Source organism: Streptomyces sp. NPDC088097, from assembly GCF_044741845.1.
Classification (GTDB): Bacteria; Actinomycetota; Actinomycetes; order Streptomycetales; family Streptomycetaceae; genus Streptomyces.
Genome location: NZ_JBIUTJ010000001.1, coordinates 551,079 through 563,131 on the forward strand (window position 1 = coordinate 551,079; position 12,053 = coordinate 563,131).

The following is a 12,053-nucleotide window of genomic DNA, read 5'->3' on the forward strand; positions in this document are numbered from 1 at the left end:
TCAGCCCTCCCGGCCGCGTCGCAGGCGGGCCACCGGGCCGGCCGCCCGGACCGCGAGGGCGGAGCCCCCGCCGGCCTGCGCCGCGGCGGCCGCGGGGGCGGCCCCCGCCACCGCCGCCCCGGGGGCGTCGAGCAGGCCGAGTTCCCCGGCCAGGGCCCACAGGGCCTGCTTGACCGTGGAGCGGTTGTCGAGGTCCTGGACCCGCCCGGCGTCCACGACGGCCTGGAGTTCCTTGAAGGCGGCGGGGACGGGGGTGCGGGTGGGCCGGGTCTTGGTGATCTTCTGGATCAGGGCGGGTTGGATCTCGGTGTGCCTGCTCCAGCGGTTGACCACCATCGTGGTGTCCTCGGCCTTGCGCACCTGGAGTCGCTCCCACATGCGCACCAGCCGCTTGGCGGCCCGTACGGCGACCACGTCCGGGGTGGTGACGAGGACGGCGAGGTCCGCGCTCTCCACGGCGGCGGCGTTCGCGCCCGTCACCTGGCTCCCGCAGTCGATGACGACCAGCTCGTAGCGGGCGCGCAGGGCGGCGATGACGTGCCGGGCGGCCCGTTCGTCGACCTCCTCGCCCCGCTCCCCCTCCGCCGGGGCCAGCAGCAGCGCCAAGCCGGTGCGGTCCTCGTAGACGGCGTCCTGGAGGACCCGGGGCGAGATGTCCTGGATGCCGGCGAGGTCGGCCACGGAGCGGCGGAACTGCACGTCGAGGTAGGAGCCGACGTCGCCGGCCTGGAGGTCGAGGTCGACCAGGGCGGTACGTCGTCCCGCCGCGGCGGCGGCGAGCGCGAACTGCACGGCGGTGAAGGTGGTGCCGACCCCGCCCTTGGCCCCGGTGACGGTGACGACCCGGCCGCCCGGCCCGGTCGGCGCGTCCGGGGACCGGCCCAGGTGGCGGCGTACGCCCACGGACCACTGGGCGGCGGCCTGGACGCGGGCGGCGAGGTCCTCGTAGCCGAGCGGCAGGGTGATCAGGCCGCGGGCGCCGGCGTCCATGGCGGCGGCGAACAGGCCGGGGCTCGCGTCGGAGGTGACCAGGACGACGCCCACCGCCGGGAAGCGCAGGGCGACTTCGCGGATCAGCTCCAGGGCGGGGACGGGGCCGATCCGCTCGTGGACCAGGACCACCTCGGGCAGCTCGTCGAGGGACTCGGCGGCGAGCCGGCCCAGGGTGTTGAGCAGCGTGGTGGAGTCGGGCACGGGACCGGCCGGCTCGGCGTCGGGGAGCTGGCTGAGCAGCGCCACGAAGGCGCGCGCGGCGTCCGCGTCACCGGCCGCGGGGAGGATTCGGGTGACCATCGGTGCCTCACTTGTCCCCGTCGAGGGTGTACGTGCGGTCGCCAGGGCTGGGTGCGGAGTCGGTGCCGGGGGCCACCAGGGCGAGGCGGACGTGCTCGGCGAAGGACTCGGCGTAGGCGACGCGCTGGGTGTCCTTGGTGTTCAGGGCGAAGGTGATCGGGACGACTTCGGCGGGGCCCTGCTTGTTGGTGTCCTTGTCCAGGGAGGTCAGCTTGCCGACACCGAGGACGCGGGCGTTGGAGACGATGATCACGGAGCGGGACGGGTCGGTCTCCTTGGCACCCTTGAAGGTGGCGATGATGTTGACCTTCGCACCCGAGGTGATCTTGCCCGCCACCCCGGTGGCGGCGTCGATCATGATCGCGATCTCCTGCTCGCCCGCCTGGAGTTGGGGCTTGTCGACGAACATGTCGCTCTGCAACAGGGAGCCGCGCTTGAGGGTGGTCAGCGCGATCTTGCCCTGGAGGGTGCCGAGATCGCTCACGGCGGTCTCCGAGAGCCACCGCTTGGGGACCTTGACCTGCTCGAACTGGGCCGGTGCGAGCGGACTGTAGGGGGCGATGTCCCCCTTCACGCGGTACGCGACGACCTCCGAGCCGACCTTGGAGTTGACGTCGCCGATCACCACCAGGACCCCGACGAAGGCCGCGAGGGCGCACAGGACCGACAGCAGGAGCAGGATGACGCCGCGGCGCTGGCGTGAGTTCATGGGCCGTACTACCTCGCCGTTCTTCGTTCGGGCCGGGGGGTGATCATGGTCTGGGACGTGCGTGGGCGCCTGCGTGGCCGCCGACGGCGGCGCCCGCGCGGGCCGGAGCCTCGGGCGGCGGTGCGGCCAGCGGCGCCGCGCAGAAGCCGCAGCGGTCACCGATCAGCTCGAAGCCGCACCAGCGGCACTCCTCGCGGCGTACGGAGGCGACGAGTTGATAGAGGACGGAGACGTCCGGGATGGCGGCGGCGAACTCGACCAGCTTCGGGGTGGCCCACCAGCCGGCCGAGTCGGCGGGCAGCGGGTTCTCCATGACCCCCTGCACCTGCCAGGCGGGCGCCAGGTCGGTGGTCACCCAGTCGGAGGCGAGCTGCCCGCGGGCGAAGGTGAGGTGCGTGGCGAACCCGGGCCCGGCCGGCACCTCGCCCGTTCCGGCGCCCGCGCCCCCACCGCCGCCCCCCTTCGCCGCCCTGCCGCTCCCCAGCTTCGCCAGGTGCGGCGTCGGGTGTGCGAGGACGGCGAACTGCGCTCCCGGCGACCAGGAGCGCGCGTGCGCCTTGAGCCCGACCGGGACCCGGTCCAACTTTGCGACCGTACCGAGCAGGGCGCCCGCGTAGACGTAGTGGGAGAGCAGCCGGGCTGCCGAGGCGATCACCCCGGGGCTGAAGTCGCAGACGCTGAGCTGGCGCAGCTGACGGACCAGCACGGCGGTGGCCAGCGGCGGGAGGTCGACGTCGAGGAGCGCGATCCGGTCGGTCTCCAGGATGGCCCGTACGGTGTGCAGCCGGCGGGCGGTGGACCGGGGCAGCCAGGGCGGTACGACGACCACGAGGTGGCCGTGGCGCTCCAGCAGGTCGGCGGTCTCGGCGAGCGCGGCGTCGAGGTCGGCCTCACCGGGCGGGCGCAGTAAGACGGCCGACGGAGTGTGCCGGTCCGGGGACGGCAGCACCAGATCGGCGCTGGTGACAGCGATGGCGGTCGGCATGCGCATCCCCCTGTTCACCCCGTACGCCGTACCCGTTCTCCTGGTCGCCACACAGGTGCGTGTGCTGCGCGACCGCAAACGATCGACGTGCCTCCCCCTTGCTCCAGCACCATATCCGCGTCGCCCCTGGCAGGGCAGGGCCTTGCTGATTCCCGTGCCGGAAGCACGTGTCACAGGTGGCGAAAAACCCGGACAACAGGGATCGTCCGTGCGCTCATTTCAAGCCACATCGCAAAGACCCTTGACACGGGGATTGGTCTGGACCAACTTGGCCGCACCGGAAGTTGCACCCCGACGAGAGCCCGACACGCCCCGCCCGCCCCGTCGCGATCCGACGCGCCCCGTCGCGATCCGCCGCGCCCCGAGATCCTCCCGAGATCCCCGAGTCACGTCGAGACCCCCGAGACGCCTCCCCCTCGGGATCCCCACGCCCCACCGCCCGTTCACCCTTCCCCTCCCCCCACGGAGCCCACGTGAACCGCATACGTTCCCTCGCCCTGCTCGGCGCCGCCACCCTGACCGCCGGCGGACTGACCGCCCTGGCGGCGGGCACCGCCCAGGCCGCGGACATCAACGTCGTCCGCAATGGCGGCTTCGAGTCCGGCCTCTCCAACTGGTCCTGTTCCGCCGGGTCCGGCGCCGGCGTCTCCTCCCCGGTGTTCGCCGGCGCGGGCGCCCTGAAGGCCACCCCGGCGGGCTCGGACAACGCGCAGTGCGGCCAGACCGTCACGGTCAAGCCGAATTCCACGTACACCCTCAGCACCCAGGTCCAGGGCAGCTACGTCTACCTCGGCGCGACCGGCACCGGCACCCAGGACGTCTCCACCTGGACCCCCGGCTCGGGCGGCGGCTGGCAGAAGCTGTCGACCACCTTCACCACCGGCCCCAACACCACCCAGGTCACCGTCTGGACGCACGGCTGGTACGGCCAGCCCGCCTACCTCGTCGACGAGTTCAGCGTCTTCGGCCCGGACGGGGGCGGCGGCACCGACCCCGGCCCGACGGTCCCCGGGGCGCCCGCCGGGACCTCCGTTTCCGGCCAGAGCTCCAGCGGGCTCGGCCTTTCGTGGAACGCGGTCAGCGGGGCCACGGGCTACCACGTCTACCAGGGCGGGGTCCGGGTCCAGACGGTGTCCGCGCCCGGCGCCCAGATCACCGGGCTGACGCCCTCCACCTCGTACTCCTTCCAGGTGAGCGCGTACAACGCGGCGGGCGAGGGCCCCAAGTCGGCCCCGGTCACCGGCACCACCACCGCCGGCGGCGGCCAGAACCCGAACCCGGCCGTGCCCAAGCACGCCCTGACCGGCTACTGGCAGAACTTCAACAACGGCGCGACCGTCCAGAAGATCTCCGACGTCTCCTCGCAGTACGACATCATCGCCGTCTCCTTCGCCGACGCCACGACCACGCCCGGCGGCATCACCTTCAACCTGGACTCGGCGGGCCTGGGCGGCTACACCGTGGCCCAGTTCAAGGCGGACGTCGCGGCGAAGAAGGCGGCCGGCAAGTCCGTCATCCTCTCCATCGGCGGCGAGAAGGGGACCATCTCGGTCAACGACTCCACCTCCGCGAACAACCTGGCGAACTCGGCGTACGCGCTGATGCAGGAGTACGGCTTCACCGGGATCGACATCGACCTGGAGAACGGCCTCAACCCGACCTACATGACGCAGGCGCTGCGGTCCCTGGCGGCGAAGGCGGGCCCCTCGCTGGTCCTGACCATGGCCCCGCAGACCATCGACATGCAGTCCACCCAGGGCGGCTACTTCAAGACGGCGTTGGCGGTCAAGGACATCCTCACCGTCGTCAACATGCAGTACTACAACAGCGGCGCGATGAACGGCTGCGACGGCAAGGTCTACTCGCAGGGCTCGGTGGACTTCCTGACCGCCCTGGCCTGCATCCAGCTGGAGGGCGGCCTCGACGCCTCGCAGGTGGGCATCGGCGTCCCGGCCTCGACCAGTGGCGCGGGCAGCGGCTACGTCTCGCCGGCGATCGTGAACAACGCCCTGGACTGCCTGACCAAGGGCACGAGCTGCGGTTCCTTCAAGCCGTCGAAGACCTACCCGGGCCTGCGCGGCGCGATGACCTGGTCGACGAACTGGGACGCCAAGGCGGGTGGCACCTGGTCCAACACGGTGGGTCCGAAGGTCCACAGCCTGCCGTAGGCGGTACGTGTGGGGGTGGCTGGTTCGACCCGGTGAACCCGAGGGGTTCTTGACCCGGACATGCCATGAGAGCACGCTGTGCGCGTCCGCACGGCTACCCCCACACTCCCCACCCAGGAGAACGCATGCGGCTCCACAACCGCCGGAGGGCCGCCGTCACGGCGGCCCTGCTGGCGCTCGCGCTCGGCGCACCCGCCTACGGCATGAGCGCGACGGCAGCCCCACCGCCCACCCCGTCCACCGCCACCCAGGACGAGGCGATCACCCAGTACGAGGTCCAGGGCCCCTCCACCGCGGCGGAGCGCACCGCGCTGCTGCGCACCGGTGTCTCCATCGACGAGGTGGACGCCCGCTCGGTGGTGGTCAGCGCCGACCCGGCGCAGGCGAAGAGCCTGCGCGCGCTCGGCTACCGGCTGACGGCACTGCCCGGCCCGCCGGACCGCTCCGAGCGGGGGGTCGCGGTGAACCCGATGGACTTCCCCTCGAAGGACTCGAACTACCACAACTACGCCGAGGAGAGCGCGGAGATCGACCAGCGGATCGCCCAGTACCCCGGGATCATGAGCAAGCGGGTCATCGGGAAGTCGTACGAGGGCCGCGACCTCTACGCCATCAAGATCAGCGACAACGTGGCCACGGACGAGGCCGAACCCGAGGTGCTGTTCACGGCGCACCAGCACGCCCGCGAGCACCTCACGGTGGAGATGTCCCTCTACCTGCTCAAGGAGTTCGGCTCCAAGTACGGCAGCGATTCCCGGGTCACCAACATGGTCAACGGCCGCGAGATCTGGATCATCCCGGACCTCAACCCCGACGGCGGCGAGTACGACATCGCCGCCGGCTCCTACCGGTCCTGGCGCAAGAACCGGCAGCCCAACAGCGGCTCCTCGTACGTGGGCACCGACCTGAACCGCAACTGGGACTACAAGTGGGGCTGCTGCGGCGGTTCCAGCAGCAGCAAGAGCTCCGAGACCTACCGCGGCCCCGCCGCGGCCTCCGCGCCCGAGGTCAAGGTCGTCTCCGACTTCGTGCGCAGCCGCGTGGTGGGGGGCAAGCAGCAGATCAAGGCCGCCATCGACTTCCACACGTACAGCGAACTCGTGATGTGGCCCTTCGGCTGGACCTACAACGACACCGCGCCGGGCCTGACCGCCGACGACCTCGCCGCCTACAAGAAGATCGGCACGAGCATGGCGGCCTCCAACGGCTACACGGCCGAGCAGTCGAGCGACCTCTACATCACGGACGGCACGATCGACGACTGGCTGTGGGGCAACCAGAAGATCTTCGCCTACACCTTCGAGATGTACCCGACCGACTCGGGATCCAGCGGCTTCTACCCGCCCGACGAGGTCATCGACCGCGAGACGGCGCGCAACAAGGACGCGGTGCTCCAACTCCTGGAGAACGCGGACTGCATGTACCGCTCGATCGGCAAGGAAGCCCAGTACTGCGCGTGATCCGCACGGAGCCGGCAGCGCGCGTGCTCCGCACGGAGTGAGGAGGGGCGCCCCACCGCCGGGGGGGCGCCCGTCTTCCAGCCCCCACCTCGCCCCGGAGGGTCAGGAGGACAGGACCGCCAGGGCGTCGATCTCGATCAGGAGACCGGCCGGGAGGCCCACGTAGACCGTGGTGCGGGCGGCCGGGGCCTCCTTGAGGCCCTGCTCCTCGAAGTAGGTGTTGTAGATGCCGTTCATCTCGGCGAAGTGGTCCGTGTCCGTCAGGTAGACGCGGATCATCATCACGTCGTCCCAGGAGGCGTCGCCCGCCTCCAGCACCGAGCGGACGTTCTCCAGCGTCTGGAGGGTCTGCTCGCGCAGGGTGGGACCGGCGGGGGTCGGCGGCTGTCCCTCCACGTGCGGGAGGAAGCCGACCTGGCCGGCGACCTGGAGGATGTTGCCCTTGCGCACGCCGTGCGAGAACTTCGCGGGCGGGGTCGTGTGCGTGGCGGGGGTGATGGCGGTCTTCTCGGTCACGTTCTCGGTCACGAGGGGTCCTCTTCTTCCTGTGGGGATCTCGACACGTCTTCCGGCACGTCTTCCGGCGGGGCGCCTGAGTACTCCCGGCCGACGGCCTCGGCGGTACGGCGCACCAGGGGCAGCAGGTCCAGCAGCGCGCCCGCGTCGACCACCACACCGGGCGCGGAGACGGACATCGCCGCCACCACCCGCCCGTCGGGGCCCCGCACGGGCGCGCCCACGCAGTTGATCGACTCCTCGTGGCCGCCCAGGTCGGCCGCCCAGCCCTGTTCCCGTACGAGGTCCAGCTCGCGCAGGAACGCGGCCGCGTCCGGGGTGGAGCGGGCGGTGTAGCGGGGGTAGTCGATGCGCTCGGCCAGGGCCCGCCGGTCGGCCTCGGGGAGGTCGGCGAGGAGGAGCTTGGCCACGGCGGCGACGGTCAGCGGGACGGGCTTGCCGATGCGGGAGTACATGCGCACCGGGTAGCGGCTGTCGACCTTGTCCACGTAGACCACCTCGTCGTCCTGGTGGAGGGCGAGGTGCACGGTGTGTCCGGTGACCCGGTTCAGCTCGACCAGGTGCGGGTGGGCGACGGCGCGCACGTCCAGGTTCTCGATCGCCTCGGCGGCCAGGGCGAACAGGGTCGCGCCGAGCCGGTAGCGGCCGTCGGGCTGGCGGTAGACGAACCCCCGCCCGTGCAGGGTGCGCAGCAGCCGCAGGGCCGTGCTCTTGTGGACGCCGAGCACCTCGGCGACCTCGCCGAGACCGGCCGGGCCCTTCGCGAGCGCGGGCAGGATGCTCAGGGCCCGCTCCACCGACTGGCTCACGCCGCCTCCACTCGCCGTCCGTCCGCCCCTGGGGACGTTGACCCACCGTCACCCGGGATGTTAGACAGCATGCAGCACAACGCGCAACGCACGTTGCGGGACACGCAACGCTGTCGACCCGGGAGGCCCGTCCATGCCCAGCGACCCCGTCCAGGCCCTCGCCGACGAACCGGTCGACCACCGGTTCAAGGGACTGCCCCCGGACGCCGAAGCCGCGGGCCTCACCGTCGGCGCGCTCGCCGCCCAGGCCCGCGACCTCTACACGGGCGGGTTCACCACCCCGGTCCTCACCCTCGACGCGGAAGCGCTGGAGCACAACCTCACCGCCCTCGGCGCCTACGCGAGCCGGCACGCCCTCGCCTTCGCGCCCCACGGCAAGACCTGCATGTCCCCGCAGCTGTTCCGCCGCCAACTGGAGCACGGCGCCTGGGGCATCACCGCCGCCGTCCCCCACCAGGCCCGCGTCTACCGCGCCTTCGGCATCTCGCGGATCTTCCTCGCCAACGAGCTGGTCGACCCCGCCGCCCTGCGCTGGGTCGCCGCCGAACTCACCGCCGACCCGGAGTTCCGCTTCGTCTGCTACGTGGACTCCGTGCGCGGCGTCCACCTCATGGACCGGGCCCTCCAAGGGCAGGGCGCCGTCCTCGACGTGGTCGTGGAACTCGGCGCCGGCGAGGGCGCCCGCACCGGGGCCCGCACCGACGACGACTGCCGGGCCGTCGCCGACGCCGTCGCCGCCACCGACACCCTGCGCCTGGTCGGCATCGCCGGCTACGAGGCCGAGGTCCCCGGCGCCGACCCGGACTCCGTGCACGCCTACCTGCGCCGGCTGACCTCCCTCGCCGTCGAGTTCGACAAGGCCGGGCGCTTCGCCCCCGACCTGGCCGAGATCGTCGTCAGCGCGGGCGGATCCGCCTGGTTCGACGCCGTCGCGGACGTCTTCGCCGAGGTCCCCGAGCTGTCCCGGCCGGTCCTGAAACTGCTGCGCTCGGGCGCATACGTCTCCCACGACCACGGTTGGTACGGCCGCCTGACCCCCTTCAACCGGATCCCCGAGGAGGGCGGACTGCGCCCCGCCTTCCGGCTCTGGACCCAGGTCGTCTCCCGCCCCTCGGCCACCCAGGCCTTCGTCAACGCCGGCAAGCGCGACGTCGCCTACGACCTCGGGCTCCCCGAGGCCGAGCTGATCCGCGACGCCCTGACCGGCGAGGAACGGGCGGCCGACGGGGTGCGCGTGGTGAAGCTGTCCGACCAGCACGCCTGGCTGGAGACGGACTCCGCCGAGGACGTCCAGGTCGGCGACTGGGTGGCGCTCGGCATGTCGCACCCCTGCACCATCTTCGAGAAGTGGCCGCTGATCCCGGTCGTGGCGGCCGACGGAACCGTCACCGACTACGTCCGCACCTTCTTCTAGGCCGCCCGCCATGGACCTCGTCATCCGGGGCGCCCGCGTGGTCGACGGCACGGGCGGGCCCTCGTACACCGCCGACGTCGGCGTCCACGAGGGCCGGATCGCCGAGATCGGCCGGCTCCCCGGCGGGGGCCGCACCACCCTCGACGGGGACGGCCTGGCCCTGGCCCCCGGCTTCGTGGACATGCACGCCCACAGCGATCTCGCCCTGCTGCGCGACCCCGACCACGCGGCGAAGGCCGCCCAGGGCGTCACCCTCGAAGTCCTGGGCCAGGACGGCCTGTCCTACGCGCCCGCCGACGAACGGACCCTGACCGGGGTCCGGGCCGCCATCGCCGGCTGGAACGGTCCGGGCGACGACGTCGACTTCGACTGGACCACCGTCGGCGGCTACCTGGACCGGCTCGACACCGCCCACGGCGGGCAGGGCATCGCGGTCAACGCCGCCTACCTCGTCCCCCAGGGCACGGTCCGCGCGTACGCCCTCGGCTGGGACGACCGGCCCGCGACCGACGCCGAGCTGGACCGGATGCGCGAGCTGGTCGCCGAGGGCCTGCGCCAGGGCGCCGTCGGCATGTCCTCCGGCCTCACCTACACGCCCGGCATGTACGCCTCCGGCTCCGAACTCGCCGAACTGTGCCGGGTCGTGGCCCGCCACGGCGGCTACTACTGCCCCCACCACCGCAGCTACGGCCGCGGGGCGCTCGCCGCCTACGCCGAGATGCTCGCCCTCACCCGGGAGGCGGGCTGCGCCCTGCACCTGGCCCACGCCACCATGAACTTCGGCGAGAACGAGGGCCGGGCCGGGGAACTCCTCGACCTCCTCGACGCGGCGCTGGCCGACGGGGCCGACGTCACCCTGGACAGCTACCCGTACACCCCCGGCTGCACCACCCTGGTCGCCCTGCTCCCGAGCTGGGCGAACGAGGGCGGCCCGGAGGCGGTCCTGGCCCGGCTGCGCGACGACGCCACCGCCGAGCGGATCCGCCACGCCCTGGAGGTGGAGGGGGCCGACGGCTGCCACGGCGTCCCGGTGGACTGGTCGACCGTCGAGGTGTCCGGCACCACCGACCCCGCCTACGGGTCCCACGTGGGCACCCGCCTCGACGGCTGGGACACCGCCCGCCGGCTCCTCCTCGGGGACCGGCTCGGGCCGACGGTCCTCCAGCACGTCGGCCACGAGGACAACGTACGGACGATCATGCGCCACCGGATCCACACCGGCGGCTCGGACGGCATCCTGCACGGGGCCAAACCGCACCCGCGCGCCTGGGGCACCTTCCCGCACTACCTCGGCCACTACGTCCGCGAGCTGGGCGTGCTCTCCCTGGAGGAGTGCGTGGCCCACCTGTCCGGGCGCCCGGCCGCCCGGCTGCGCCTGCCCGACCGGGGTCTGGTCCGGGTCGGCCACCGGGCCGACCTGGTGCTCTTCGACCCGACGGCGGTGGCCGCCGGCTCCACCTTCGAGCGCCCCCGCGCCCTGCCCACCGGAATCCCGCACGTGCTGGTCGACGGGCGATTCGTCATGCGGGACGGGCGCAGGACCCAGGCCCTCGCGGGGCGTTCGGTACGCCGCACGGCTGTTCGCGGCTGACACTTACGATGGGCGCCATGGTCGCCTTCGCCCCCGCCGCACTCCTGTTCCTCGCCTTCTGCATAAGCGCCCGCAGGGACCGTCGCCGCTTCAGCAACGCGGTGCTGCTCGGGCTGACCGGCGTCACGTTCTCCTTCGCCGTGCTCCTCCACCTCGCGATGCTGCCGGGCTGGTTGGCCCCCGTCGCCCTGCTGCTGGTCCTCTCGGCCCCCACCCTCGGCCTGGTCGGCGGCGGCGCCTTCCTCGTCGCCAACGGCGTGACGATGGTCCGCAAGGAGGGCACCCGGCTGCCCAACCTGCTGTCGCTGCTCGCGGGTCTCGGCGTCTTCGCGATGATCGCGCTGCTGTTCGTCGTGGGCCGCACCGACTCCGTTCTCCTCACCGGGGCCGTCGCCACCCTCGCCCTGGTGGCCGCCTACGTCACCTTCGTCTTCCTCTCCTTCCTCGGCTACGCCTTCCTCTACGGCCGGATCAAGGTGCGCGGCGAGGTCGACCACGTGGTCATGCTCGGCTCGGGCCTGATCGGCGGGGACCGGGTGCCGCCCCTGCTGGCATCCCGGCTGCGCAAGGGGCGGCAGATCCACGAGGCCCAGATCGCCCGGGGCGGCCCGCCGCCGGTGCTGCTCGTCTCGGGCGGCAAGGGCTCGGACGAAAAGGTCTCCGAGGCCCGCGCGATGGCGGACTGGCTGATCGGTGAGGGCGTGGCGCCCGCGTACGTCCGGCTGGAGGACCGCTCCCGCACGACCGAGGAGAACATGCTGTTCAGCCGGGAGATCATGGAGGCCGACGACCCCGGCTACCGCTGCGTCGTGGTCACCAACAACTTCCACGCGTTCCGCGCCGCGATGATGGCCCGCAAGGCCGGGGTCAACGGGCAGGTCGTGGGCTCCCCCACGGCCCGGTACTTCCTGCCGACCGCGACCCTGCGCGAGTTCGTCGCGGTGTTCTGGGAGCACCGGACCGTGAACCTGGGAATCTGCGGAGCGCTCGTCGCCCTCGGCGCGCTGGCGTCGGCGACCGCGATGATCGTCTGAGGCCCGCGGTCCGCGGCCCGTGCCCCGCGGGGAGCGTGGAGGTGCGTTCATGGGCCGGCCGCCGCAGGATGGGG

Annotated in this window: 10 protein-coding genes; 5 read left to right on the plus strand and 5 right to left on the minus strand. The window is 72.5% G+C overall.

The window, feature by feature from the left end; all coding sequences use genetic code 11:
* Genes ACIOD1_RS02460 through ACIOD1_RS02470 form a run of 3 tightly spaced genes read right to left on the minus strand, consistent with a single transcriptional unit; the run spans position 1 to position 2,987 of the window.
* Entirely contained in the window at positions 1-1,293 is a 1,293-nt protein-coding gene (locus ACIOD1_RS02460) for a CpaE family protein (RefSeq protein ID WP_401899705.1), read from the minus strand.
* 7 nt (positions 1,294-1,300) lie between these two features.
* Positions 1,301-2,002 (minus strand): Flp pilus assembly protein CpaB, encoded by a 702-nt coding sequence (gene cpaB / locus ACIOD1_RS02465; protein WP_401899708.1) that lies wholly within the window; start codon positions 2,000-2,002, stop codon positions 1,301-1,303.
* Between the two features lie 43 nt (positions 2,003-2,045).
* Complete coding sequence (locus ACIOD1_RS02470; protein ID WP_365617904.1) at positions 2,046-2,987, minus strand: hypothetical protein; 942 nt, start codon at positions 2,985-2,987, stop codon at positions 2,046-2,048.
* A 473-nt stretch (positions 2,988-3,460) separates the two neighbouring features.
* Between ACIOD1_RS02470 and ACIOD1_RS02475 the strand changes: the two genes are divergently transcribed.
* Both ACIOD1_RS02475 and ACIOD1_RS02480 read left to right on the plus strand, forming a co-directional pair.
* Positions 3,461-5,155 carry a carbohydrate binding domain-containing protein gene (locus ACIOD1_RS02475; protein ID WP_365617906.1) on the plus strand — a complete coding sequence of 565 codons (1,695 nt, stop codon included), beginning with the start codon at positions 3,461-3,463 and terminating at the stop codon, positions 5,153-5,155.
* 125 nt (positions 5,156-5,280) lie between these two features.
* The gene (locus tag ACIOD1_RS02480) at positions 5,281-6,615 is read left to right on the plus strand and encodes a M14 family metallopeptidase (protein ID WP_401899710.1); all 1,335 of its coding nucleotides are present in this window, start codon (positions 5,281-5,283) and stop codon (positions 6,613-6,615) included.
* Between the two features lie 102 nt (positions 6,616-6,717).
* Here the strand turns inward: ACIOD1_RS02480 and ACIOD1_RS02485 are convergent, their stop codons facing one another.
* Complete coding sequence (locus ACIOD1_RS02485) at positions 6,718-7,131, minus strand: RidA family protein (RefSeq protein ID WP_365618062.1); 414 nt, start codon at positions 7,129-7,131, stop codon at positions 6,718-6,720.
* An 8-nt stretch (positions 7,132-7,139) separates the two neighbouring features.
* Positions 7,140-7,940, minus strand: a complete 801-nt coding sequence (locus ACIOD1_RS02490; protein ID WP_365617910.1) for an IclR family transcriptional regulator — start codon at positions 7,938-7,940, stop codon at positions 7,140-7,142.
* 133 nt (positions 7,941-8,073) lie between these two features.
* Between ACIOD1_RS02490 and ACIOD1_RS02495 the strand changes: the two genes are divergently transcribed.
* The 3 genes from ACIOD1_RS02495 to ACIOD1_RS02505 are packed head-to-tail and all read left to right on the plus strand — an operon-like array spanning position 8,074 to position 11,979.
* Positions 8,074-9,354 carry an alanine racemase gene (locus ACIOD1_RS02495; protein ID WP_365617912.1) on the plus strand — a complete coding sequence of 427 codons (1,281 nt, stop codon included), beginning with the start codon at positions 8,074-8,076 and terminating at the stop codon, positions 9,352-9,354.
* A 10-nt stretch (positions 9,355-9,364) separates the two neighbouring features.
* The gene (locus ACIOD1_RS02500) at positions 9,365-10,945 is read left to right on the plus strand and encodes an amidohydrolase family protein (protein ID WP_401899714.1); all 1,581 of its coding nucleotides are present in this window, start codon (positions 9,365-9,367) and stop codon (positions 10,943-10,945) included.
* A gap of 17 nt (positions 10,946-10,962) precedes the next feature.
* The gene (locus ACIOD1_RS02505) at positions 10,963-11,979 is read left to right on the plus strand and encodes a YdcF family protein (protein ID WP_401899717.1); all 1,017 of its coding nucleotides are present in this window, start codon (positions 10,963-10,965) and stop codon (positions 11,977-11,979) included.
* Positions 11,980-12,053 lie beyond the last annotated feature (74 nt).